This window comes from Nonomuraea sp. NPDC049421 (assembly GCF_040677005.1).
GTDB lineage: Bacteria > Actinomycetota > Actinomycetes > Streptosporangiales > Streptosporangiaceae > Nonomuraea > Nonomuraea salmonea.
This window is the reverse complement of record NZ_JBFAQA010000022.1, coordinates 105249-130448: the sequence shown is the minus strand read 5'-3', so window position 1 is coordinate 130448 and position 25200 is coordinate 105249. Positions and strand designations below refer to the sequence as shown.

General features: G+C 73.7%; 19 protein-coding genes. 11 read left to right on the top strand and 8 right to left on the bottom strand.

Annotation, left to right across the window (positions count from 1 at the left end):
- The first annotated feature begins 6 nt into the window (after window positions 1–6).
- The 9 genes from AB0K18_RS32465 (at window position 7) to menC (ending at window position 9403) form a co-directional block, all read left to right on the top strand.
- Window positions 7–1107: an ABC transporter permease gene (locus AB0K18_RS32465; protein WP_364921959.1), complete on the top strand. Its 1101-nt coding sequence runs from the start codon at window positions 7–9 to the stop codon at window positions 1105–1107.
- Entirely contained in the window at window positions 1104–1982 is an 879-nt protein-coding gene (locus AB0K18_RS32460; RefSeq protein WP_355423046.1) for an ABC transporter permease, read from the top strand. The genes AB0K18_RS32465 and AB0K18_RS32460 overlap by 4 nt, the downstream gene beginning before the upstream one ends.
- Complete coding sequence (locus tag AB0K18_RS32455) at window positions 1979–2752, top strand: ABC transporter ATP-binding protein (protein ID WP_364921956.1); 774 nt, start codon at window positions 1979–1981, stop codon at window positions 2750–2752. The genes AB0K18_RS32460 and AB0K18_RS32455 overlap by 4 nt, the downstream gene beginning before the upstream one ends.
- 2 nt (window positions 2753–2754) lie before the next feature.
- On the top strand, window positions 2755–3657 hold the full coding sequence (locus tag AB0K18_RS32450) for an ABC transporter ATP-binding protein (RefSeq protein WP_364921953.1): 903 nt from the start codon (window positions 2755–2757) through the stop codon (window positions 3655–3657).
- A gap of 95 nt (window positions 3658–3752) precedes the next feature.
- The gene (locus tag AB0K18_RS32445; RefSeq protein ID WP_364921950.1) at window positions 3753–4787 is read left to right on the top strand and encodes a M24 family metallopeptidase; all 1035 of its coding nucleotides are present in this window, start codon (window positions 3753–3755) and stop codon (window positions 4785–4787) included.
- 392 nt (window positions 4788–5179) lie between these two features.
- Entirely contained in the window at window positions 5180–6763 is a 1584-nt protein-coding gene (locus AB0K18_RS32440; protein WP_364921947.1) for a Na+/H+ antiporter, read from the top strand.
- Window positions 6764–6816: 53 nt separating this feature from the next.
- A complete protein-coding gene (locus tag AB0K18_RS32435; RefSeq protein ID WP_364921945.1) occupies window positions 6817–7398 on the top strand; it encodes an acyclic terpene utilization AtuA family protein in 582 nt (193 codons plus the stop codon).
- A 122-nt stretch (window positions 7399–7520) separates the two neighbouring features.
- A complete protein-coding gene (locus tag AB0K18_RS32430; RefSeq protein WP_364921943.1) occupies window positions 7521–8306 on the top strand; it encodes a GNAT family N-acetyltransferase in 786 nt (261 codons plus the stop codon).
- A complete protein-coding gene (gene menC / locus AB0K18_RS32425) occupies window positions 8303–9403 on the top strand; it encodes an o-succinylbenzoate synthase (RefSeq protein WP_364921940.1) in 1101 nt (366 codons plus the stop codon). The genes AB0K18_RS32430 and menC overlap by 4 nt, the downstream gene beginning before the upstream one ends.
- Here the strand turns inward: menC and AB0K18_RS32420 are convergent.
- The 7 genes from AB0K18_RS32420 to AB0K18_RS32390 all read right to left on the bottom strand — a co-directional run bounded on the left by AB0K18_RS32420 (window position 9393) and on the right by AB0K18_RS32390 (window position 19291).
- Window positions 9393–10058 (bottom strand): ATP-binding cassette domain-containing protein, encoded by a 666-nt coding sequence (locus AB0K18_RS32420; RefSeq protein ID WP_364921937.1) that lies wholly within the window; start codon window positions 10056–10058, stop codon window positions 9393–9395. The genes menC and AB0K18_RS32420 overlap by 11 nt on opposite strands.
- Window positions 10055–11881: a dipeptide/oligopeptide/nickel ABC transporter permease/ATP-binding protein gene (locus AB0K18_RS32415; protein ID WP_364921934.1), complete on the bottom strand. Its 1827-nt coding sequence runs from the start codon at window positions 11879–11881 to the stop codon at window positions 10055–10057. Before AB0K18_RS32415 ends, AB0K18_RS32420 begins: the two co-directional genes overlap by 4 nt.
- Window positions 11878–12819 (bottom strand): ABC transporter permease, encoded by a 942-nt coding sequence (locus AB0K18_RS32410; RefSeq protein WP_364921931.1) that lies wholly within the window; start codon window positions 12817–12819, stop codon window positions 11878–11880. Before AB0K18_RS32410 ends, AB0K18_RS32415 begins: the two co-directional genes overlap by 4 nt.
- Window positions 12819–14390 carry an ABC transporter substrate-binding protein gene (locus tag AB0K18_RS32405; protein WP_364921928.1) on the bottom strand — a complete coding sequence of 524 codons (1572 nt, stop codon included), beginning with the start codon at window positions 14388–14390 and terminating at the stop codon, window positions 12819–12821. The genes AB0K18_RS32410 and AB0K18_RS32405 overlap by 1 nt, the downstream gene beginning before the upstream one ends.
- Window positions 14391–14481: 91 nt before the next feature.
- Window positions 14482–16107, bottom strand: coding sequence for a helix-turn-helix domain-containing protein (locus AB0K18_RS32400; RefSeq protein ID WP_364921925.1), 1626 nt, complete (start codon window positions 16105–16107; stop codon window positions 14482–14484).
- A gap of 14 nt (window positions 16108–16121) precedes the next feature.
- Window positions 16122–17450 (bottom strand): serine hydrolase domain-containing protein, encoded by a 1329-nt coding sequence (locus AB0K18_RS32395; protein ID WP_364921922.1) that lies wholly within the window; start codon window positions 17448–17450, stop codon window positions 16122–16124.
- Window positions 17411–19291, bottom strand: a complete 1881-nt coding sequence (locus AB0K18_RS32390) for a S9 family peptidase (RefSeq protein WP_364921920.1) — start codon at window positions 19289–19291, stop codon at window positions 17411–17413. The genes AB0K18_RS32395 and AB0K18_RS32390 overlap by 40 nt, the downstream gene beginning before the upstream one ends.
- A gap of 208 nt (window positions 19292–19499) precedes the next feature.
- On the opposite strand from AB0K18_RS32390, the gene AB0K18_RS32385 reads away from it, so the two are divergent.
- Both AB0K18_RS32385 and tuf read left to right on the top strand, forming a co-directional pair.
- A complete protein-coding gene (locus tag AB0K18_RS32385) occupies window positions 19500–20795 on the top strand; it encodes a UDP-glucose/GDP-mannose dehydrogenase family protein (RefSeq protein WP_364921917.1) in 1296 nt (431 codons plus the stop codon).
- 230 nt (window positions 20796–21025) lie between these two features.
- Window positions 21026–22195, top strand: a complete 1170-nt coding sequence (tuf, locus tag AB0K18_RS32380; protein ID WP_364921915.1) for an elongation factor Tu — start codon at window positions 21026–21028, stop codon at window positions 22193–22195.
- 152 nt (window positions 22196–22347) lie between these two features.
- Here the strand turns inward: tuf and AB0K18_RS32375 are convergent, their stop codons facing one another.
- Entirely contained in the window at window positions 22348–25146 is a 2799-nt protein-coding gene (locus AB0K18_RS32375) for a glycoside hydrolase family 2 TIM barrel-domain containing protein (protein ID WP_364921912.1), read from the bottom strand.
- Window positions 25147–25200: the final 54 nt, after the last annotated feature.

Below are 25200 nucleotides of genomic sequence, written 5' to 3'. Positions count from 1 at the left end.
TCCCAAGTGTCGGAGACCCAGGAACCGGCGGCGGGCCCGCCCGCCGCCCCCGTCCCGGCCCAGAAGAAGGCGGGGCGGCGGGGCGGGCATCCGCTGGTACGGTTCCTCGTGCGGCGCGTGTTGCTGGCCGTGCTCATGGCGTGGGGCATCACGCTGGTGACGTTCGTGCTGACGAACCTCGTCCCCGGCGACCCCGTGGCCGCGAACCTCGGCCAGCGGGCGCTCGGCGACCCCGCCATCGTGGCGCAGTGGCGGGCCGAGCACGGGCTGGACAAGCCGCTGTGGCAGCAGTACCTGATCCACCTGCAGGGCCTGGTCCAGGGCGACCTGGGCACGAGCCAGCAGAGCCACCGCCCGGTGGCGCAGGACCTGGCGGAGTTCGTGCCGGCGACGCTGGAGCTGGCCGGCGCGGCGATCCTGGTCTCGCTGGTGCTGGGCGTGGCGTTCGGGGTGGTGGCGGCGCTGCGCAGGGACCGGCTGCCGGACCACGCGCTGCGGGTGCTGAGCCTGATCGGCATCTCGGTGCCGACGTTCTGGCTGGCGCTGGTGGCGTTCTACGTCTTCTTCTACCGGCTGCAGATCACGCCGGGCAGCGGCCGGGTGGACGCCGCGCTCGGCTCGGCGCCGCCGGTGACGGGCCTGCAGACGGTGGACGCGCTGCTGGCCGGTCGCTGGGACATCTTCACCTCCGCCGTCGGCCACCTGGTCACGCCGGCGCTGGTGCTGGCGCTCTACACGATCGGGCTGCTGACCCGCTTCACCCGCTCGGCGGTGCTGGAGGTGCTGGGCCAGGACTACGTGCGCGCGGCCAGGGCGAAGGGCCTGCCCGGGCGGACGATCCTGTTCCGTTACGTGCTGCGCTCCGCCCTCGTGCCCGTCATCACGGTCGCGGGCCTGGCGTTCGGCAGCCTGCTGTCCGGCACGGTGCTGGTGGAGGCCATCTTCGCCTGGCCGGGCGTCGGCCAGTACGCCTACAAGAGCGCCACCACCCTCGACCTGCCCGCCGTGATGGGCGTCGGCCTGGTCGTCGGCGTGGTGTACCTGGTCATCAACCTGATCGTGGACGTCCTGTACGGCGTCATCGATCCCCGAGTGAGGCTGCAATGAGACGGCGGGACCCCCTGGCCCGCAGGGGGCTGCTGCGGCGGCTGCCCGAGGCGTGGCGGCAGCCGCTGGCCGTGGTCGGCGCGGTGCTGGCGGTGGCCTGGCTGGTGATCGCGCTGGCGGCGCCCGCGCTGGCGCCGCACGACCCGCTGGCGCAGGAGCTGCCGCGGCTGGCCGCCCCCGGGCCCGGCCACTGGTTCGGCACCGACCAGCTCGGCCGCGACATCCTGAGCCGGGTCATGTACGGGGCGCGCGTGTCGATCCCGCTGACGCTGCTGCTGGTGGTGCTGTCGGTGCTGATCGGCGGGCTGCTGGGCGCGTGCGCCGGCTACTTCGGCCGCTGGGTGGACGAGACGATCATGCGGGTGGCGGACCTGGTGTTCGCGTTCCCGACGGTGATCCTGGCCATGGTGGTGGCCGCGGCGCTGGGCGCGAGCCTGACGAACGCGGTGCTGGCCGTGCTGGTCGTGGCCTGGCCGGCGTACGCGCGGGTGACGCGCGGGCTGGTGCTGGGCGTGCGGGAGCGGGAGTTCGTGCTGAGCGGGCGGCTGCTGGGCTTCTCGGTGTGGCGTTCGCTGCGGGTGGACGTGCTGCCGAACGTGACCGGCCCCGTCCTGGTGCTCGCCACCCTCGACATCGGCACGGCGCTGCTGCTGCTCTCGGGCCTGTCGTTCCTCGGCCTGGGCGCCAAGCCGCCCTCGCCCGAGTGGGGGGCGATGGTGGCGTCGGGCGTGGAGGTGTTCGACAGCTGGTGGGTGGCGACGTTCCCCGGCCTGGCGATCCTGACCGTGGTGCTGGCGTTCAACTTCCTCGGTGACACGCTGCGCGACGCCCTCGACCCCCGTACGGCCCGCGCGATCAAGGAGCGTGCCCTGTGACGCTGGACATCGCGGACCTGAAGGTGACGATCGGCGGTAAGGACGTCCTGCGCGGCGTGGACCTGCGGCTGGAGGCCGGCAAGGTGCACGGGCTGGCCGGCGAGAGCGGCTCGGGCAAGACGATGACCGGGCTCGCCGTGCTCGGCCTGCTGCCGCACGGCGCCAAGGCGTCGGGGTCCGTCACGCTCGGCGAGCGCGACCTGCTGCGGCTGCCGCCCAAGGAGCTGAACCGGGTGCGCGGCGGCGAGGTCGCCATGGTCTTCCAGGACCCGGCGACCAGCCTGCACCCGATGCTGACCATCGGCACACAGCTCACCGAGCACATGCGGCACCACCTGCGGCTGGGCAAGGCCGAGGCGAAGGAGCGGGCGGTCGAGCTGCTCGGCAAGGTCCGCATCCCCGGGCCCGCGGAGGCGTACGGGCGTTTCCCGCACCAGTTCTCCGGCGGGATGCGGCAGCGCATCGCGATCGCCATCGCGCTGGCCTGCTCCCCCAAGGTGCTGATCGCCGACGAGCCGACCACGGCGCTGGACGTCACCGTCCAGGCCGGCGTGCTGCGGCTGCTGCGCGGGCTCTGCGACGAGCTGGGGCTCGCCGTGCTGCTGGTGACGCACGACCTGGGCGTCATGTCGGCGGTGGCCGACGAGGTGAGCGTGATGAAGGACGGGCTGGTGGTGGAGTCGGGCCCGCGCGGGCGCGTGCTGCGCGAGCCCGAGCACGCCTACACGCGCTCGCTGCTGGACTCGCTGCCCGACACGGAGGTGCGCTGAGCATGCTGACCATCGACGACCTGGTGGTGGAGCACCGCTCACCCGGGCGTCCCGTGGTGCGGGCCGTCGCGGGGGCCAGTTTGGAGGTGCGGCCCGGCGAGGTGGTCGGGCTCGTCGGGGAGTCCGGCTGCGGCAAGTCGACGCTGGCCCGCGCGGTCTGCGGGCTGAACCCGGTGACGGCCGGGTCCATCGCGTTCGAGGGCGAGCCGGTGACGCCGCTCGGGCTGCGGCGCAGGAAGCTGACCGGCATCCAGATGGTGTTCCAGGATCCGTACGCGTCCCTGAACCCCCGGCGCCGGGTGGGCGACCAGATCGCCGACGGGCTGCGTACCTCGGGGGACACCTCCACTACGCCCGCCGATCTGCTCGAACGCGTCGGGCTGCCGCGCGACTTCGCCGGGCGGCATCCGCACGAGTTCTCCGGCGGGCAGCGGCAGCGCATCGCCATCGCCAGGGCGCTGGCCGCACGGCCCCGGCTGCTCATCGGGGACGAGCCGATCTCCGCGCTGGACGCCTCCGCTCAGGCGCAGGTGGCCCGGCTCATGCGGGACCTCGCCGTGTCGTCGGGGGCCGGGCTGCTGTTCATCAGCCACGACCTGTCGGTGGTGCGGCTGATCGCGGACCGGATCGCGGTCATGTACCTCGGCAAGATCGTCGAGGTGGGCGACACGGCCGAGGTGTGGGCGCGGCCGCGGCATCCGTACACGGAGGCGCTGCTGGGCGCTATCCCCAAGCCGGACGGCCTCGGTGTCCTGCCCGCCGAGCTGCCCGGCGACGTCCCTGACCCGGCCTTCCCGCCGTCGGGCTGCCGCTTCAACCCGCGCTGCCCCTCGGTGATGGACGTGTGCCGCGAGAAGGAGCCGGCCTTCGGCCCGGTCGCCTGCTGGCTCCACGAGCCCGCGTGACCCCGCCACCTGACGCGCCAGGCGAACGGCCCGCCTCCGATCAGGAGCCCGGGCTCGGCCGCGGACCAGGCGGCGGGCCCGCGGCCGGGTCAGCGGTGGGACCGCTGGACGCGGCGGAGGCCGGCTCGCCAGGTGCGTTCGCGGCTGAGCCGGTCGTGGGGCTGGTGGCCGGGCGGATCGCGGCGGTGCGGGAGGGGATGGTCGCGGCCGGGGTGGATGCGCTGGTGTTGCGGCCCTCTCCCGACTACCGGTTTCTGGGTGGACGCGAAGGGGCGTTCCTCGTGGTGACGGCCGAGGTGGTGGCCGAGACGGACGATCCCGCCTCGGTGGTGCCCTCAGGGGCGCGGCGCGTCGGGGTGGACGCCGAGATGCGGGTGCGGGAGCTGTTCGGGCTGGCGATCGAGGCGGAGTTCGTACCGGCCTCGGCGGTGCTGGCGCCGCTGCGGCTGTGCAAGGAGCCGGGCGAGGTGGCGGCCATCAGGCGGGCCGTCGCTGCGGCGGAGGGCGTGCTGGCGGGGGTGCGGGAGCTGTCCTGGTTCGGGGTGACCGAGCGGGAGATGGCAAGGCGGCTGGGGCTGCTGCTGGTCGAGTCGGGGTGCGAACACGTGGCGGCGCTGCGGGTCGCGGCGGGAGAGCACACGGCCAGGCCCTCGCACGTGCCCGGCGACCGGGTCATCAACCCCGGGGACGCGGTGACCGTGTCGGTGTGCGGGCGGTGGGGCGGTTACTGCGCGGAGGCGGCCCGGGTGTTCGTGGTGGCCGAGCCTCCGGAGGACTTCGACGCGATGTACTCGGTGGTGCCGGCGGCGTACCGGGCGGGGCTGGCCGCCGTACGTCCCGGCGTTCCGATGTCGGAGGTGGCCACGGCGGTCGCGGAGGTGATCGACGGCAGCGGGTACGGCCGCTACGCCTCCCCGCACGTCGCACACGGCATCGGCCTCGGCCCCGACGAGGGCCCCCGTCCCGGCGAGGACACCGTCCTGTCCGCGGGCATGACGTTCTGCCTGGAGCCGGCGATCCACGTACCGGACCTGTTCGGCGCCCGCCTGGCCGACGTCATCGCCTGCACGGAGTCAGGCGCCCTCCCCCTGGGCTCCCTCCCCCACACCCTCCACACCCTCGACCACTGACCCCATCACCCCACGAGCCGTCTCCTCCCCACCCCAAAGGACGCGAGCCCGAGAGGCGGGAGATCCTCAGAAGGACGCAAGCCACCCGAAAGGGTGCGGCCCCCGCCCCCACCCCCAAGGACACAAGCCCGCCCGACGGGAGGGCCCCCGAAGGGCGCAAGCACCCGAAAGGGTGGGGTCCCCACCCACCCCCAGGACGCGAGCCCGCCCGACGGGAGGGCCCCCGAAGGGCGTAAGCACCCGAAAGGGTGGGGTTCCCACCCCACCCCCAAGGACGCGAGCCCGCCCGACGGGAGGGTCTTCGAAGGGGGTGAGCGGCAGAAAGGTGGGAGTTCTCGGGGTGGGCGAATACGCTGGACTAGGCTGGTCCGGGCGATCAGTTGGGGGCGTTCGTGGACCAGTTCGTGCTGCTCATGCTGGTGCTCCTGGGGGCGCTGATCATGGTGCCGCTGGGTGACCGCCTGGGCCTGCCGCCGCCGGTGCTCATGACGTTGCTGGGCATCGTGATGGCCGTCCTGCCCTTCGTCCCGAACGTGGACGTACCGCCCGGCATCGTGCTGCCCCTCCTGCTGCCCCCGCTCCTGTACGCGGCCGTCCAGCGCACCTCGTGGCGCCAGTTCGCGGCCAACTGGCAGCCGATCTTCCTGCTCGCGGTGGCGCTGGTGTTCGTGACGACGGCGGCCGTGGCTGGGGTGGCGCACGCGCTGGTGCCGGGGTTGCCGCTGGCCGCGGCGATCGCGCTGGGCGCGCTGGTGGCCCCGCCTGACCCGGTGGCGGCGACGGCGGTGGCGGGCCGGCTGGGGCTGCCCAGGCGCATGGTGTCGCTGCTGGAGGGCGAGGGCCTGTTCAACGACGTGACGGCGATCGTGCTGTACCACGTGGCGATCGCGGCGGTGGTGACGGGCACGTTCTCGTGGCCGGGGGCGCTGACCGAGTTCGTGCTGTCGGCGGTGGTGGCCGTCATCGTGGGGCTGGCGCTGGGCTGGCTGGGCGGGCGGCTGATGGCGTGGCTGGGCGACGCGACGTTGCAGGTGGGGGTGTCGCTGCTGGTGCCGTTCGTGTCGTACGCGCTGGCCGACCAGCTGCACGGCTCGGGCGTGCTGGCCGTGCTGACGACGTCGTTCTACCTGAGCGAACGCATGTCGGACGCCGACGACGTGCTGGGCAGGTTCGCCTCGACGACGTTCTGGCAGGTCGTGGACACGCTGGTGACCGGGGTGGCGTTCGGGCTGATCGGGCTGGAGCTGCACGCGGTGCTCGGCACGGTGCACGGGCGGCTGGGCGAGTTGCTGTGGTGGAGCGCCGCCGTGGTGGGCGTGGTGGTCCTCGTACGGCTGGTGTGGCTGCTGCCGGCGGCCTGGCTGGCGAAGAAGGCGCGCGGTCCTGGCCACGAGGACACCGAGATCCCGCTGAGCTGGCGGGAGACGGTGGTGATGTGGTGGGCGGGCATGCGGGGGGTGGCGTCGGTGGCGCTGGCGCTGGCCATCCCGCTGGAGACGGAGGACGGCGCGTTCCCGCAGCGTCCCGTCATCGTGTTCATCGCGTTCGCGGTCATCCTGACGACGCTGATCGTGCAGGGCCTGTCGCTGCCGTGGCTGGTGGGCAAGCTGGGCGTGAAGGCGGACACGGCGGCGGAGCGGGAGCTGGAGAAGCGGCTGGCGGTGGCGGCGGCGAAGGCGGCCAAGCGGCGGCTGCGCGAGATCGACGAGGCCGAGGACCTGCCGGAGGAGGTGATGGAGGTGCTGAACCGCCGGCTGCTGGACATGGGGGTGCGGCTCAGCCCCGAGGCCGCCGACGAGGAGCGGCGCGAGGCGTACGAGCAGCGGGTCCGCCGGGTCAGGCTGATGCGCCGGGTGCAGGGCGAGATGATGTCGGCGGCCCGCCAGGTCGTGCTGGACGCCCGCCGTGACCCCGCGGCGGACCCGGCGATCGTCTCCCGCATCCTGCGCCGGCTCGACGCCCGCAGCCTGCGCTGATCACCACGACATGACGGTGTGTTACGGTTCGCGGCGAAGGGTAGTCATGGAGCATGCTGCGCATCGGCACGTGGAAGCCCGCTGTGTCGCCCATCCCCCCGGCCGGTGCGCCGGCTGACGTCGTGGTCTGCGGGTGGCACGACAGCGGGCCGCCGCCCTGTGCCACCGGAGTGAAGATCATTTACACGCTCGACGGGCCGGTGCCCGAATTCCCCGGGTTGCGGGTGGGGCGGCCGGTCGCGCGGGGGGCCGAGGAGATCGCCGAGCTGCTGCTGCAGGGGGCCGACGTGGTGCTCACCGCGCCGGGCGGGTGCCCTGCGGCGCCGGTCGTGGCGGCGGGCATCTGGCACTACGGCTGGACCAGGGACGACGCGGGGCCGCTCGCCGGGGCGACGGTGGCCGGGCTGGCGCTGGCGGCGCAGCCGGGGCCGTGCTCGGCGGAGATCAGGCGCGACGGGCGCAGCTCGCTCGACGGCGGCGTGTCGGCGGCGGCCATCCGGGCGCGGCTGGCCGACCGGTTCTCCGGCGGCCGCTACCGTACGCCGGAGGTGACGGTGCCGCTGGAGTCCGTACGGCTGAGCCAGGAGGCCCCGAGCAGGATCGGCATCGCCTTGCACGCCGAAGCGGCCTCCTGAGACCGCGCTGAGACCGTGCTGAGACCGCCCTGAGGTTCCGCTACGAAAGACCCCCGCCCTCTTGGTGGTAGCGGACGAATCCCGGGCGCCCCTCCATGGCATAACGTCGCCATGGAACCTCAGTGAGGGGAAAGGGTGAGACGTTGATCGAGGTCAGGGAGCTCCACGAGATGCCGGAGTTGGAGGGCGTCTACACGCTGTTCGACGACATCTGGGATTTCGGCTCCAGTGACCCGCCCATCACGATGGAGCTGATGCGCGCGCTGTCGCACGCGGGCGGCTACGTCGCCGGCGCCTTCGACGGCGGGCGCCTGGTCGGCGGCTCCGTGGGGTTCCTGGCCGCCGGCAACGCCCTGCACTCCCACGTCACCGGCTCGGTCGCGGGCCGGGGCATCGGGTTCGAGCTGAAGCAGCACCAGCGCCGCTGGGCGCTCGAACGCGGCCTGACCCACATCACCTGGACCTACGACCCGCTCGTACGCCGCAACGCGCACTTCAACCTGGCCAAGCTGGGCGCGCGCCCGGTGGAGTACCTGCCGTACTTCTACGGCGTCATGGAGGACGCGATCAACCAGGGCGACGAGTCCGACCGGCTGCTGGCCTCATGGCCGCTGACCGCGCCGCACGTCGAGGCGCTGGCCAGGCGGGAGCCCGGTGACACGCCGGCGCCGGAGGGCGCGGTGGTGGCGCTGGCCGACGAGGGCGGCCGGCCGGCTCCCGGCCCGGTGGACGCGCCGGTGGTACTGGTCGCGGTGCCGCCCGACATCGAGGCGCTGCGCAGGGCCGACAAGGGGGCGGGCAAGGCGTGGCGGCACGCCGTCCGTGATGTGCTGAGTGGGCTGATGGCGGAGGGCCGCAAGGTGACGGGGTTCGCCGCGAAGTCGTACTACGTAGTGGAGAGCATGTGAAGATCACCGGAGTGGAGCTGCGCAGGATCGCGATGCCGCTGGTGTCGCCGTTCCGCACCTCGTTCGGCACCGAGACCGCGCGTGACGTGCTGCTGGTCAGGGTGGTGACGCCCGATTCCGAGGGCTGGGGCGAATGCGTGGCGATGAGCGAGCCGCTCTACTCCTCCGAGTACGTCGACGGCGCCGCCGAGGTGATCCGCCGCTTCCTGCTGCCCGCGCTGCCCGCCGGCCTCGACGCGAACCAGGTGGCCGGCGCCCTCGAGCCGATCAAGGGCCACCGGATGGCCAAGGCGGCGGTGGAGACGGCGGTGCTGGACGCGCAGCTGCGGGCGGCGGGCGAGTCGTTCGGCCGGTTCCTGGGGGCGGCGAGGACGCGGGTGCCGTGCGGGGTGTCGGTCGGCATCATGGACTCGATCCCGCAGCTGCTCGACGCGGTGGCGGGCTATGTCGACGAGGGGTACGTCCGGGTCAAGCTGAAGATCCAGCCGGGCTGGGACGTCGAGCCGGTCAGGGCGGTGCGCGAGCGGTTCGGCGACGACCTGCTGCTCCAGGTGGACGCGAACGCCGCGTACGCGCTGTCCGACGCGCCCAGGCTGGCCCGGCTCGACGCGTTCGACCTGCTGCTGATCGAGCAGCCGCTGGCGAACGACGACCTGGTGCAGCACGCGAAGCTGGCTCAGCGGCTGCGTACGCCGATCTGCCTGGACGAGTCGATCGAGTCGGCCGAGCACGCCGCCGCGGCGATCGCGCTCGGCTCGTGCTCGATCGTCAACATCAAGCCGGGCCGCGTCGGCGGCTACCTTGAGGCGCGGCGCATCCACGACCTGTGCCGGGCCAACGGCATCGCGGTGTGGTGCGGCGGCATGCTGGAGACCGGCCTCGGCCGGGCGGCGAACGTGGCGCTGGCCGCGCTGCCCGGCTTCACGCTGCCGGGCGACACCTCCGGCTCGCGCCGCTACTTCGCGACCGACGTCACCGAGCCGTTCGAGCTGGTGGACGGCCACCTGGAGGTGCCCACGGGCCCGGGTCTCGGGGTCGAGCCGATCCCGGGCGTGCTGGAGGAGGTCACCACCGCCACGGAGTGGATCACTCTCTGAGCCGCGGCACCGCGGCCAGCAGGGCGCGGGTGTAGTCGTGCGCGGGCTCGCCGACGACCTGCTCGGCGGGCCCGACCTCGACCAGCCGGCCGCGGTGCATGACGGCCACCACGTCGGCGACGTACCGCACGACGGCCAGGTTGTGCGAGATGAACAGCATCGACAGTCCCAGCTCGTCGCGCAGGCCGCGTACCAGATTGAGCACCGCTCCCTGCACCGACACGTCGAGCGAGCTGGTGATCTCGTCGGCCACCAGCAGCTCTGGGTCGCCGCCGAGCGCGCGGGCGATGGCGACGCGCTGCCGCTGCCCGCCGGACAGCTCTCGCGGGTAGCGGCCGGCCACCTCGGCGGGCAGCCGGACGAGGCCGAGCAACCGCTCCACCTCGCCGGGGCCGCAGCCCTCCGCGATGGTGCGGCCGACGGTCATGCGGGGGTTCAGGGACGCGTACGGGTCCTGGAAGACCATCTGCACCCGCCGCGCCCCCTCCACGCTGCCGGTGTGCGGCACGAGCCCGCACACGGCCCTGCCGAGGGTGGACTTGCCCGACCCCGACTCGCCGACGAGCCCGACCACCTTGCCGTCGGGGATCTCCAGCGTGACGTCGTCCACGGCGGTGAAGGCGCCGAAACGCACGCTCAGGTTCTTGACGATCACTTGACCTCCCAGCAGGCGGCCCGCCGGCCGGGGCCGAGGGTGAGGAGTTCGGGACGCTCGCTCGCGCAGCGGGCGGTGGCCAGCTCGCAGCGCGGCGCGAACGCGCAGCCGGGGCCGACGTCCGCGGGTGCGGGCTGGGTGCCGGGGATGCCGGCCAGCGGCGTGTCGCGGTCGGTGTCGAGGTCGGGCAGGGAGGCGATGAGCGCCTTCGTGTACGGGTGCGCGGCCCCGTCCGCGAGCCGGTCGGCGGGCAGCTCCTCGACGACGCGGCCGGCGTACATGACGACGACCCGGTCGCACAGCTCGCCCACGACGGCGATGTCGTGCGAGATGAACAGCGTGGCCGCGCCGGTCTCCTCGACGACCTCGCGCAGCAGCTTGAGTATCTGCCGCTGCACGGTCACGTCGAGCGCGGTGGTGGGCTCGTCGGCGATGACGAGGCGGGGCGCGCCCATGAGGCCCATCGCGATGACGGCGCGCTGCCGCATGCCGCCGGACAGCTCGTGCGGGTGCTGCCCGGCGCGCCGCTCGGGCTCGGGCAGGTGGACCTGGCCGAGCCGGTCCACGGCGCGGCGGCGGGCGTCGGCGCGGCCGGCGCCCTCGTGCACGACCGCCACCTCGGCGAGCTGGCCGCCCACCTTGAGCGCGGGGTTGAGCGCGGCCAGCGGGTCCTGGAAGACCATGGCGAGCGCGGTGCCGAGCTCCTTGCCCGACAGGGTGGCGACGTCCTTGCCGCCGAGCCGCAGCGCCGCGTACGTGACGGCGCCCGGATAGGGCACGAGGCCGCCGATCGCGGCGGCGGTCAAGCTCTTGCCGCTGCCGGACTCCCCCACCAGGCCGACGATCTCGCCGGGCGCGACGGTGAGCGACAGGTTCCGTACGGGGGACGCGCCGCCGGGGAACGAGACGGTCAGGTCGCGCACCTCCAGCACGGCCTGCGGGTCGGGCTCCGGCGGCTCACCGGGCGGCGCGGCGGGCACGGCCCGGCCGCGCGGCACGGTGGTGCGCGCCGCGGCCTTGGCCAGGGCGTCGCCCAGCAGGTTGAAGCCGATGCCGGCCAGCGCGATGGCGGCGGCGGGCCCGAGCGCCACCTCGGGGGTGACGTAGATGCGCGGGAACCCGTCGAACAGCAGCCGCCCCCAGTCGAAGTCCGGCGGCTGCACGCCGAGCCCCAGGAACGACAGCCCGGCGAGGCCCAGCAGCGCGCCGCCGAGCGCCTGGGTGAGGTGCAGGATGAGCGGCTCGGCGATGTTCGGCAGCACGTGCCTGGTCAGGATGCGGCGGCGCGGCACGCCGAGCATGCGGGCGGCGGAGACGTAGTCGGCGCCGGCCACGGTGGCGGCCAGCGTCTGGGTGAGCCGGGCGAAGCCGGGGGCGATGGCCGCGCCGATGCCGAGCACCGCGCCGCGCGCCCCGAGCCCGCTGACGACGGCCGTGAACATGGCCAGCAGCAGCCCTGGGAAGGCCACCAGCGCGTTGACGGTGCCGGTGGCCAGGCGGGCGCCGCGCCTGGGCAGGATCGAGGGCAGCGTGCCCAGCACGACGCCGGCGAACGCGCCGATCAGGGTGGCGGCCAGGGCCAGCAGCAGCGAGTAGCGGCCCGCCACCAGCACCCTGGCCAGCAGGTCGCGGCCGAGGTTGTCGGTGCCGAGCGGATGTCCTGGGGAGGAGCCCTGGAGGATGGCGGCGGCGTCGATGCGGTCGGCCTCGGCGCCCCAGATGATGGGCCCGAGCACGGCCAGCAGGGCCATGGCCGCCACGATGACGGCCCCGGCCACGCCTGGCGCGTTCCGGCGCAGCCGCCCCAGCAGCGGGGTCATCATGCCTCCTTGATCGCGGACGTCGGGTCGAGCGTGCCGAGCACCAGGTCGACGCCCAGGTTCACGACCAGCACGATCGCCCCGTAGACGAGCACCACGCCCTGGGCCACCGGGTAGTCCTTCTGGGTGACCGACTCGACGATCTTGAGCCCGAGTCCCGGCCAGGCGAAGACGTACTCGACCAGCACCCCGCCCGCGATGAGCGAGGTCAGCAGCAGGCCGCCGACGGTGAGGGTGGCGGTGAGCGTGTTGGGCAGCACGTGCCGCACGTGCAGCCGGGCGGCGGGCAGGCGCTTGGCGCGGGCCAGCCGCACGTAGTCCTTGCCCAGCTCGCGCAGCGTCTCGACGCGGGAGATGCGGGCGATCATGGCGGCCGGGCCGATCGCGAGCGCGGCGACCGGCAGCACGTACGTGATCGCCCCCGCCTTGCCCGCGGGCGGGAACCAGCCGAGCCCGATGGCGAAGACGGCCACCAGCGCGATCGAGTACAGGAACTCCGGCACCGCCACCGCCGCACCCGTGCCGGCACTGAAGGTCAGCTCGGTGCCGCGGTTGCGGCCGTTCTCGGTGCGGATGGCCGCCCACATGCCGAGCGGCACGGCGACCAGCAGCGCCACGAGGGTGGCGAGCAGGGCCAGGCTCAGCGTGTTGGGCAGGCGGGCCAGGATGACCTCGCCGACCGGCTCACCGGTGACGAACGAGGTCCCGAAGTCGCCGGAGAAGACGCCGGTCACGTAGGTGACGAGCTGCTCGGGCAGCGGCCGGTCCAGGCCGAGCGCCGCCCGGCGCGCCTCCACCAGCTCGACCGGCGCGGCCGGGCCGAGGGCGGCGCGCACGGGATCGCCGGGGATGAGGTGGATTATCGCGAACGTCGCCACCACGAGCACGGCCAGGGACACCAGGAAGCGCACCAGCCGCCGTACGCCGACACGACGGCTCATCAGCCCCCCTGCGTGAGGCGGATGGAGGTGGTCGTGAACATCCCGGCGAGCATCTCGTACGTGGCGCCCTTCGACGCCTCCAGGACGTTCGTCTCGACCACCGGCACCAGGTCGGCGGCCTCGAACAGCGCCGACTCGGCCTGCAGCCACTTGTCGCAGCCCTCGGCCGCGGGCACCTTCGACGCCTCGGCGACGAGCGACTGGTAGCGCTTGTTCGCCAGGTGCGCGAAGTTCGCGCCCTTGGGCGCGCCGGGGCCGGACAGGAAGCCGACGAGCTGGCTGGGCAGGGTGACGCCGATGGGCAGCCAGACGACGTCCCAGTCCTGGGTGGCGTTGAGCGACTCCGACAGCTTGGTGTCGATGGCGCCGTTCAGCTTCACCTCGGCGCCGATCTTGCCCCAGGCGGTGGCGAGGTACTCGGCGGCGGCCTGGACGCCGGCGCCGCGCGTGGTGGCGTACAGGTGGCGCAGGGTGAGCCGCTTGCCGTCCTTGACGCGCACGCCGTCGGCGCCGGCCTTCCAGCCGGCCGCGTCGAGCGCCGCGGCGGCGGCCGCCGGGTCGTGCGCGGGCACGTGTCCCGTGACGGTGTCGCCCTGGCAGGGGCGCGGGTTCAGGACGAGCCCGGTGGGCGGCTTGCCGGTGCCGCTGGAGGCGATGCCGGCCAGCTCCTTCAGGTCGATGGCCTGGGTGAGCGCCTTGCGCACGGCGGGGTCGCGGGTGGGCCTGTCGTCGCCCTGGTGGTAGAAGAACTGGCCGTTGGCGACCGGCGTGACCGCCTTGGTGACGCCTGGCGCGGCCTCCACGCGGGCGCGGTCGGGGCCGTAGAGGGTGATGCCGTTGAGCGAGCCGGCGACGAGGAGGTTGGCGGCGGTCTGCTCGTTCGGGACGATCTTCAGCACGACGGTCTCCGGCGCCTCCTTGATGGAGCTGCCGGGCCTGCCCCAGGCGTACTCCCTGCGCACCTTGAACGTGTAGTGGTCGCCGGGCACCGCCTCGGTGAGCTGGTAGGCGCCGCTGCCCGAGGTGGAGCGGGCCAGCAGCGAGCGGTCCTTGGCGCCCTTGCCGCAGACCACGAAGACGGCGCGGCCCGTCTCCAGGATGAAGCTGAACGGCTCCGGCATGGACAGCGTCACGGTGCCGGCCGCGTCGTCGGCCTCCGCCTTCATGCCGGTGGGGATCAGCACGCCGTAGATGGACGACTTGGTGGCGGGGTCGGTGATGTGGTTGACGCTGGCGGCCACGTCGGAAGGGGTGACGGGCGAGCCGTCGGAGCAGACGGCGTCCTTGCGCATAGTGAAGGTGACCTTGTCGGGCTCGACGTCCCACTTCTGCGCCAGCGCGGGGACGATCTCGCCCTCGGCGTCCACGCCGACCAGCGTGTCGTAGGCGAGCGAGAGCGTGGTGTTGGTGACGTTGAGCACGCCCATGGCGGGGTCGAGCACGCCCGGGTCGGCGGGCAGCGCGTACGTGAACGTGCCGCCCCCGGCCGGCCCGCCTTCCGCCCCCGTCCCTCCGCAGCCGGCCGCGAGCAGGGCGAGCGCGGCGAGGCCCGCCGCGAATGGTGTTCTCATGGGTACTCCAGACGAGCGTGGGGGTGAGGTCCACCTTCGCGGCTGCGCCGTGGCGCGTTCTTCGGTGCCGGCCACGAAAAAGCTCGGCCGTCTAGTGCTGGCGTCCGAAGATCCGCATCTGGAGTTGCACGGTGAGCCGGGCGTCGGGGTCGCTCAGGTCGAGCCCGCCGATCTCGGTGAGCCGCTTGAGCCGGTAGCGGAAGGTGTTGGGGTGCACGTGGACGCGGGCGGCGGCCAGGTTGACGTCGCCGAACGCGTCGAGGTACGCCCCCAGCGTGGCGGCCAGCTCGGTGCCGTGCTCGGCGTCGTGCTCCAGCAGCCGCTGGTAGGGGCCGGTGGGCGCCTGTTCCTCTGCGGCGGCCACGTCGGCGACCTGGAGCAGCAGCGACTCGAAGTGCACGGCGGTGTAGCCGGCGGCCTGCCCGCTGGCGCCCCGGGTGCGCAGCACGCGCAGGGCCCGGTCGGCGTCGGCGCGGGAGCGGGCGACCTGGGCGAGGTTGAGCGCGAGGCGGCCGACGCCGACGTTGGCGGCGTGGCGGGGGCCGACCCTGGCGAGGAAGCTCTCGGCCACGCGGACGGCCCGCTCCTCCTCGCCGCCGCCGGGGGTGAGGGGCAGCACGGCGTAGGCGACGGAGCCGGCGAGCGCGGCGGCGGCCTTGGGGTGGATGGCGGCGACGTGCAGGGCGAGCGCGTCGCAGAAGCGCTGCCGCTCGCTCTCGCTGCGCGCGTGGTCGGCCGCGTAGTCGGCGGCGTGCCCCGAGGCGGTGTCGCCTGGGGCGCCGGTCAGTTCGGCGGCCAGCACGCACAGCCGGGCGGTCGCGATGCCCAGCCGGCCGGCCGCCTCGGCGGCGTCGGCGCCGCCCGCGAGCACGGTGGACAGCAGGTCGGCGCGCAGCCGCCGCTGGGTGTCGGCGCCGGCCCGCTCGTGCAGCAGCCGCAGCGCGACGACCTTGGCGGCGTCGGCGAGCGCGCGCTGCCGCTGCCCGGTGAGCGGCTCGTGCACGGCCGCCCAGATGGAGCCGAGGATCTCGTCGCCGGCCCGTACCGCCACGGCGACCCGGTTGATCACGCTGCCGTCGTGCAGCTCGATGTAGACGGGCTCGCGGCTCTGGTAGAGCCGCTTGAAGGCACCCTGCTCGTCGAGCAGCCGCAGGTAGCGCTCGGGCACCTGGCGGCCCAGCACGGTCTCGACGCGGCCCTGGTCGGCCTCCTCCTGCCGGCCGGAGAACGCCAGCACCCGCGACGACCTGTCCTCGATCGTGACGGGCGCGTCGAGCAGCGCGCACACGGCGTTGGCCAGCGCGAACAGGTCGCCGTGCGCCCCCTCGCCGGGCTCGGCCAGGTCGCCCTCGGCGAGCAGCGAGCGCACCAGCGCCGCCACCTGCGCCCAGGAGGCGGCCCTGGTCAGGCCGAGCACGGCGACGCCGGTCTCCAGCACGGCGGCGCGCACGCGTTCGTCCACGTCGACGGGCAGCTTGACGACGACGCCGGCCGCGTGGGGTACGCGGGCCAGCAGCGCGCAGACGTCGGCGGCGCCCTGCACCCCGACCGCGAGCACCATCGCGCCCTCGGGCACGATCAGCTCGTCGAGGGGGTCGTAGATGTGCACGCCCGTGACCTCGGCGTCGAGGTCGCCCGGGGAGGCGGCGACGTCGAGCACCGTGGTGCCGAGGTCGTCGAGGATCCGCCCGAGGCTGGCGCGCGGGCGGATTCTCATGGGGTCACGATAGTTCACCCCGTCTTGGGCGTGGCGCGGGCGCCCATGTGCACGTACGGGGAGCCGTCGGCCAGCTCGTAGAAGACGACCGCGAGCCAGTCGGGGGCGTCGGGCTCCTTGCAGGCGAACAGCGGCCGCTCGCCGCCCTCCACGGCGACGAGCCTGCGCTCCACCGGCTCCGGCTCCAGCTCGGCCAGCGCGCCGGTGGCCTCCATCGTCAGCCACGGCCCGTCGTCCTTGACCGACACCGTGATGCGGGCGCCGGCCCGCTCGTAGACGCCGGCGTACGGGCCGGCGTCCACCTCGATCGGGGTCTCCGGCGGGGCGGGCATCTGCGGCACGGCGAGGCCGTCCAGCTCGGCGAACAGCTCGGTCGCGACGGCGCGGGTGAAGGCGCCGGAGTGGCCGCCGTTGGCGGTGACGCAGGCGACGGTCCCGGTGCCCGGCACGGCCCAGAGCATGGCGTGCTGGCCGATCGTGTTGCCGCCGTGGGACAGCACGCGCTGCCCGCTCCATTCGTCCAGGATCCAGCCGACGCCCCACTGGCGGCCGAGCCCGTGCGGGTTGGGCACGTCCACCTGCGGCTCCCACATGGCCTGCGGGTCGTCGAGCAGTCCGCCCTCCAGGTGGGCCCGCGCGAAGGCGACCACGTCGGCCGGGCGGGCGCAGATGAGCCCGGCCGGGCCCGCGCTGCGCATCAGCCCCCACACCGGGGCCGGCGCGCCGCCGTCCACGTGGCCCATCGCGGCGCGGAAGCGCAGCACGTCCTCGGGCAGCGTCCAGGTGTGGGTCAGGCCGAGGGGCTCGGCGATCTCCTCGCGCAGCAGGGCGTCCCAGGTCTTGCCGCTCAGCTTCTCCAGGACGCGGCCGGCGATGACGAAGCCGGAGTTGCAGTAGGACTGGGTGACCCCGATGGGGTGGTTCTGGGCCAGGTCGGCGCAGGCCTCGACGTACTTGGCCACGCAGTCGTCGCCGCGGCCCGTGTCGAGGAACAGGTCGCCGTCGATGCCGCTGGTGTGGGAGAGCAGGTGCCGCATGGTGACGGTCTTGCTGACCTCGGGGTCGGCCACCCTGAACTCGGGCAGCACCTCGGCGACCGGGGTGCCCAGCGTCAGCCTGCCGCGCTCGACCTGCTGCATGAGCAGGGTGGCCGTCCAGACCTTGGTGATCGAGCCGATCTGGTAGAGCGCGTCGGGGGTGGCCTCGACGCCGGTGGCGGTGTTGAGCGTGCCCGCGGCGACCTCGGTCAGCTCCCCCTCGTGCAGGTACGCCAGCGCCGCTCCTGGCACCTCGTACCGGGCGATCAGCTCGGCGAGCCGCTGCTGACCCATTGCTCCAGCCACGCGATGATCCTTTCGTTGTAGTCGTACCGGTGTGAGGGCCGGCCGTTCAGGATGAACAGGTGGGAGGCCCCGGGGTAGCGCACGAGCCGGACCGGCACGCGGCGCTCGCGCAGCGCGGCGAACCACTGCTCGGCCTGGCCGATCGGGCAGCGGTCGTCGTTCTCGCCGTGCAGCAGCAGGGTGGGTGCGGTGACCTCGCCGACGCGGGTGATCGGCGACTGGGCGGCCAGGTCGCCGTGATACTCGTACGTCTTGAGCAGGTGGCCCAGGTCGGAGGTGCCCGAGATGCTGCTCAGGTCGGTGACCGCGCCGCCCGCGACGGCGGCCTTGAACCTGCCGGTCACGCCGGTCAGCCAGCACGTCATGTAGCCGCCGTAGCTGTAGCCGGTGACGGCCAGCCGTTCGGGGTCGGCGACGCCGTCGGCGACGAGGGCGTCCACGGCGGCCAGGAAGTCCTGGGTGTCGGCCAGGCCCCAGGCGCCCGCGGTCGCCTTGTAGAAGGCCTCGCCGTAGCCGTCGCTCGCGCGCGGGTTGAGGGTGAGCACCGTCCAGCCTCGCGCGGCGAGCGCCTGGTGGTAGAGGTGGAAGCCGTCGAGGACGGGCGCCCAGGCGTTGTGCGGGCCGCCGTGCACGTCGAGCAGCAGCGGGCCGGGCCCGGTGCGGCTCTCTTCGAGGCTCTCGTCGCGCAGCACGAACCCTTCGACCTCGGTGCCGTCGGGGGCGGTGAAGGTGCGGCTGACCGGCTCGTACGGGTCGATGTCCGCCGGGGTGTGCCGGGTGAGCCGCTCGGGGGTCGTACCGGCGAGGTCCAGGAGGAAGACCTCGCCGGGGCTGCGGGGCGTGGCGGCGACGTAGGCCACCTTGCCGGCGGCCACGCTCGCACCCGCCACGCTGACGTCGCCGGGCACCAGCCTGTGCGCGGGGGCGCGGTAGAGGCGGGTCAGGCCGCGGTCGCGGGCGCAGAACAGCAGGTCGTCGCCGTACGCGGCGGGGACGGCGCCGGGGTAGCCTGGGTGGCCGACCATGACGTTGCGGTCGAGCCCGGTCTCCACCTCGGCGGCGCCGTCCTTGCCGAGTTCGAACAGCCGGACGTGGCCCACCGGCTCGCCCTTCTGCGCGGCCACCACCAGCCGGTCGCCGAGCCACCAGGCGCCGGCGCAGAGCAGCTCGGGGTCGGTCAGCCGCTCGGGCTTCCCGCCGGTCGCGGGCACCGCGTACACGCCGGCGTCGAGCTCCAGGTCGGGGTCGGGCTCCAGGGCCGCGGTGAACGCCAGCCTGGCGCCGTCCGGCGACCACGACGGCTCGCCCGCGTGCAGGTCGCCCTCGGTGAGCCGGGTGGACTCTCCTGAGGCGACGTCCACCACGAAGAGGTGCGTGGTGATCCCGCGCAGCAGGCCCGCGCCGTCGGCCTTGTGGTCGAGCCGGTCGGCCACCACGGGCGCGTGCGGGTCGGGCGGCCCGCCGTCGCCAGGGCCGACCGGGCCCGCGTAGGCGATCTTCGTGCCGTCGGGCGACCACACGGCAGGGCCCGCGCCGAGCGGCGCCTTCGTGAGCGGCGCGGGCTCGCCGCCGTCCATGGGCAGCAGGTGCAGCTGGGGGGCGCCGTCCACCGGGCGCAGGAACGCGAGCGTGCGCCCGTCCGGCGACCAGCGCGGCGCGCCGCCCTCCGCCAGCCGGCGCGGCCGCGCGCCGGGGACGGCCAGCCACACCTCGGTGCGGTTCTCGTCGGCCGCGCGGTCGACGCTGGTCAGCGTGTACGCCACCGCGCCGCCGTCGGGACGCAGGGCCGGATCGGAGGGGACGGCGAAGCCGTACAGGTCGTCCAGGGTGAGACGTCGCATATGCGAACCGTAGGCCACCGGCATCGGCCCTGCTTCGGCCTCCCGGACGAACGCCCGGCCCCTGGTTGTGCCCCGCTACAACCGGCCGGGGAACCAGGTGGTCCCGCCGGTCGGGGAGAATGACGGGGCGAACGTTAAGGTTAAGATCCCCCGCCGGTCCCCGGCACCTGATTTCCCCCGAGTTTTCCCGAGAATGGATGGTTCAAGCATGGTACGCACGCCGGAACGGCAGGTGGCCGTGTTCGGTGCCGGTTACATCGGTCTGGTGACCGGCGCCTGCCTCGCGGAGCTGGGTCACCGGGTCGTGGTCCGCGACATCGATCCCGGCAAGGTCGCCCTGCTGCGCTCCGGCGACGTGCCGATCTACGAGCCCGACCTCGGCGACATGATCGCCAGGAACAAGGAGCGCCTGTCCTTCACCACCGACCTCGGTGAGACGCTCGACGGCGCCGAGATCGCGTACGTGTGCGTCGACACCCCGCCGTCCGCCTCGGGCGACGCCGACCTGTCGCGCGTGTGGTCGGTCGTGCGCTCCCTCGAAGGCGCCGAGCACCTGCGGGCGGTCGTGATGAAGTCCACCGTGCCCGTCGGCACCGGCACCCGCGTGCGCGCCGCGCTCGACGAGGCCGGCCTGTCCCACGTCGGCTACGCCGCCAACCCCGAGTTCACCGCCGAGGGCAGCGCCGTACGCGACTTCATGCGGCCCGACCGCATCGTCATCGGCTCGGCCGACGACGCCACCGCCACGCTGGTCGCCGAGCTGCACAAGGGCATCGAGGGCCCGGTCGTCGTCATGGACGTGCGCTCGGCCGAGATGGTCAAGCTGGCCTCCAACGCGCTGCTCGCCACGAAGATCAGCTTCATCAACGAGATCGCCACGCTGTGCGAGAAGACCGGCGCCGACGTCGAGGAGGTCGCCCGCGCGGTCGGCCTCGACCACCGGCTCGGCCCCCACTTCCTGCGGCCCGGCATCGGCTGGGGCGGCTCCTGCTTCCCGAAGGACTCCGAGGCGCTGCGCCAGCTCGCCTCCAACACCGGCTACCACCTGCAGCTCCTGTCGGCCGTCATCGAGGTCAACAACCTGCAGAAGCGCCGCGCGATCCAGAAGCTGAAGGACGAGCTGGGCACGCTCACCGGCATGCGGGTGGCGCTGCTCGGGCTGACGTTCAAGCCGGGCACCGACGACATGCGCGAGGCCACCAGCACCGTGCTGGCCGGGCGGCTGCTGGCCGAGGGCGCCGAGGTGCGCTGCTGGGACCCGATGGCGCGGCCCGCCGAGGTCGAGCCGTGGACCTCCACCACCCGCCTGGCCACCCCCGAGCTGGCCGTCGAGGGCGCCGACGCGGCCATCGTGGTCACCGAGTGGCCGCAGCTGAAGGAGGCCGACTGGGCGGGCATGGCGGCGGCCATGCGGCGTCCCGTGCTGTACGACGGGCGCAACCTGCTCGATCCGAAGGAGATGCGCGGCCTCGGCTACACCTACATGGGGGTCGGCCGCCCCTGACCCACGCGGCGGAATAATCCGTTGCGGTTCGTTGCTGACGACCGCACTATGAACATCATGTTCCCGCTCGCCCACCTCGCGACGCCCGCACTGCCGGGCGCGTCCGGGCGTGCCTGCGACGGCCTGGAGCGCCGACCTCTTCCCGTAAGTCCCTGAAGTGACCCGGCGGGGGGAGGTCGAACCGGCCCACACGGGTCACTCACTCCGCAGGTTTCAGGGAAAGGGAACCGATGGCCAAGCAGGCCTACGTACGCAACAAGCCGCATCTCAACATCGGCACGATGGGTCACGTCGACCACGGCAAGACGACGCTGACCGCCGCCATCACGAAGGTGCTGGCGCAGCGTGGGCAGGCGACGTACACGCCGTTCGAGCGGATCGACCGCACCCCGGAGGAGGCCTCCAGGGGCATCACGATCAACATCTCGCACGTCGAGTACGAGACCGACACCCGCCACTACGCCCACGTCGACATGCCGGGCCACGCCGACTACGTGAAGAACATGATCACGGGGGCGGCGCAGCTCGACGGCGCGATCCTCGTCGTGTCCGCGCACGACGGCATCATGCCGCAGACCAAGGAGCACGTGCTGCTCGCCAAGCGGGTCGGCGTCGAGCACCTGGTCGTCGCCGTCAACAAGGCCGACGGCGCCGACCCCGAGCTCGTCGATCTGGTCGAGCTGGAGCTGCAGGAGCTGCTCGCCGAGCACGGCTACCGGGACGTGCCGATGGTGCGGGTGTCCGGGCTGCGGGCGCTGGAGGGCGACCCGGTCTGGACGGCCTCCGTCGAGGAGCTGCTGCGGGTGGTGGACGAGCACATCCCCGTGCCCGTGCGGTACGTGGACGCGCCGTTCCTCATGCCGGTCGAGAACGTGCTCACGGTCACCGGCCGGGGCACGGTCGTCACCGGCGCCATCGAGCGGGGCACCGTCCGCGTCGGCGACACCGTCGAGGTGGTCGGGTTCGGCGAGGGGTTCACCGCCGTCGTCACCGGCGTCGAGACGTTCGGCAAGACGATGGAGCAGGGCGAGGCCGGCGACAACGCGGCCGTGCTGCTGCGCGGCATCCGCCGCGAGCAGGTGCGGCGCGGGATGGTGCTGGCCGCGCCGGGCAGCCAGCGGGCGCTCGGGGCGTTCACCGCCCGGGTCTACCTGCTGACCCCGGAGGAGGGCGGCCGGCGCAAGCCGATCGCCTCCGGCTACCGGCCGCAGTTCTACCTGCGCACGACCGACGTGCCGGGTGAGCTGACCCTGCCGGACGGCGTCGAGAGCGCCGCCCCCGGCGAGACGGTGGAGGTGACGGTGAGGCTGGGCAAGGCGGTCGCGCTGGAGGCGGGGCTCGGCTTCGCCATCCGTGAGGGCGGCCTCACGGTCGGCGCGGGCACCGTCCTGACCGCCTGACCTCCTGAACGGCCGTCCCGGTCATCACGACCGGGACGGCCGTTCTCGTGCGCCCGCGCACGATGCGGAGTCCCTCGCCCCGGCACGCTACCCGTCTCTCGGAGCGAGGCCCTTCACACCGGGCCAGGCCCTCTCACCCCGGGCGGGGCCGCCTACGCCGGGGTGAAGCTGAGGCGCAGGGTGGCCGGGTGCGGCAGCAGGTCGTACACGGGGAGCGGGCCCGGGCCGCAGGTGGCGGTGCCGATGCCCTGGTGGGCGAGGTCGAGGTGGAGGTGCAGGCGGTCGCCCGGCACCAGGTCGGGGCGGTGCCGGGCGGCGGTCAGCTCGGCGTTGCTCCACCTCCGTGCCGTCAGCCCGAACACGGGCTCGCCCGACACGCGGATCCCGCCGAGCGTCGCCCAGCGGACGTCCGCGCGGTGGCCGTTCTCCTGCGGGTACACGTACGACGTCTGGAGCTCCTCCACCGTGGCCGACCAGCGGCCGACGCGGGCGGCCATCCCGGTGTCCGGGTACGACTCCCCCGGCCCGCGGCCGAACCAGGTCACCCGGTCCACGGCGGCGCCCGGCAGCGTCATGTCGACGCCGAGCCGCGGGATCGGCCCAGGCCACTCGCCCTCCGGCTCGACCTCCAGGGCCAGCCGCAGCCCGCCGTCGTACGTCCACCTGTAGGTCGCCCGCATCCCGAGGTCGGTGGCGGCCGCCGCGACCCGCGTCCGTACGACGAGCTCGTCGCCCACGCTGACCTCGTCCACGCGGTGCGTGAGCCGGTGCAGGCCGAGCGCCCGCCAGCGGCCCTCGAGCCCGCCGTAGCGGTCGTTGTCGGTGGGCGCCCGCCACAGGCCGAGCCTGGGCCCCTCGACCTCCAGCCCGAACAGCCGCACCAGCCGCCCCGACGCGTCGAACGCGCAGTCGCCGGCGGTGATCAGCCCGTCCCTGGTGAACGCGGTCGTGCGGGACGCGGGCGTGGGAGTGGGCGTGGGCGTGGGTGTGGGAATGGCCGCCGAAAGGCGGGTCTGGCCCCAGGCGACCTCGTGCCCGGCCGGCGCCCACGGCTGGTCCCCGGCCAGCTCGGCCCGTACGGTGAGCCATCGCTCGCCCTCGGGCCCGCCGTCCGCGCCGGGCAGCGCGACCTCGCCGCCGTCCGCCGGCACGCCGAGCACGTGCTCGGCCACCGTCTCGCCCGCCACCTGCACGGTCGCGGTGAACCGCAGGTGGGACAGGTCGCGGAAGCCGTACCCGTTGACGACCCGGACGACGGCGTCGCCGTCGAACGTGAAGCGGACCGGCTCGAACACCTTCTTCAGGTCGATCAGGCCGGGCGACGGCGTCCTGTCGGGGAAGACGAGGCCGTCGATGACGAAGTTCGAGTCGTGGACGGGCTCGCCGTAGTCGCCGCCGTAGGCGTACTCGTGGACCGGGTGGGCGATGCCGTGGTCGATCCACTCCCAGATGAACCCGCCGGCCAGCCGGGGGTGGCGCTCGAACAGCTCCTGGTACTCGGCCAGGCCGCCGGGCCCGTTGCCCATGGCGTGGGCGTACTCGCACTGCAGGAACGGCAGCGTGCGCCGGCGCGCGTCCAGCTCGGGGTCGTCGAGCGGGTCCTCCTCCCGCCTGCCGATGAGCTCGACCTCGGCGTGGGAGGCGTACATGCGGGAGTAGACGTCGGTGTGGGCACAGGAGCGGTCGCCCTCGTAGTGCAGCGGCCTGGACGGGTCGCGCTCGCGCGTCCAGTCGGCCATGACGGCGAGGTTGCGGCCCACGCCCGCCTCGTTGCCGAGCGACCACATGATGACGCTGGGGTGGTTCTTGTCGCGTTCGACCATGCGGCGCATGCGGTCGAGCAGCGCGTCGGCGTAGCGGGGGTCGTCGGTGGGGTTGGCGCGCCAGCCGACCTCCCAGAAGCCGTGCGTCTCCAGGTCGCACTCGTCGATCACCCACAGGCCGAGCTCGTCGCACAGGTCGAGGAAGCGCGGGTGGGGCGGGTAGTGGCTGGTCCTGACCGCGTTGACGTTGTGCCGCTTCATCAGCAGCACGTCCTCGCGCATGGTCTCGTACGGCACCGCCCGGCCGTGCTCCGGATGGAACTCGTGCCGGTTGACGCCCTTGAGCAGCAGCGGCCTGCCGTTGGCGAGCAGCACGCCGTCCTCGATGGAGATCGTCCTGAACCCGACCCGCAGCCGCACGGTCTCCCCGTCGCCGGTGACGACGGCCTCGTACAGGCGGGGGGTCTCGGCCGTCCACGGCTCGGCCTCGACGGTGATCTCGCCGCCAGGCTCCAGGCCGGCCACGCCCAGCTCGGGGACGCTCAGCGGGCCGGGACCTTCGAGGTAGGCGAGCACGCCGTGCCCGTCGCGGTAGTCGGCGCGGACGTACACGTCGGCGGTGGAGCGGGTGAGTGTGACGTCGCGGAAGATGCCGGGCAGCCACCACATGTCCTGGTCCTCCAGGTACGTGGCGGCCGACCACTGGTGCACCCGCACGGCCAGCAGGTTGCGGCCGGGCCGCAGGTAGGGGGCGGCGTCGTACTCGACGGGCAGCCGGCTGCCGGTCGAGAAGCCCAGCTCGTGGCCGTTGAGCCAGACGCGGGCGAGCGACTCGGCCCCCTCGAACCGCAGCCGCCCGCCCTGCCAGCCGTCCGGCAGCTCGAACGCGCGGCGGTAGTCGCCGGTCGGGTTCTCGCCGGGGACGTGCGGCGGGTCGATCGGGATGGGGAAGGAGACGTTGGTGTAGGCGGGGGCGCCGTGGCCGTGCAGGTTCCAGTGGGACGGGACGGGGAGGTCGTCCCAGCCGGAGTCGTCGTAGCCGGGGGCGGTGAAGTCCTCGGGGACGTCGGCGGCCGGCGACAGGCGGAAGCGCCACGTGCCGTTGAGGCTGATGGCGGGGGCGTCGGAGTGGAGGGCCGCGCGGGGGGCGAGCCGGCCCGAGCCGGGGGTGAATGTTTCGAGATCCATCGCCGCCGAGCCTAGAGGCTTGGGGAGTTTTCGTCAGCGATGGGGTCCTTCGTC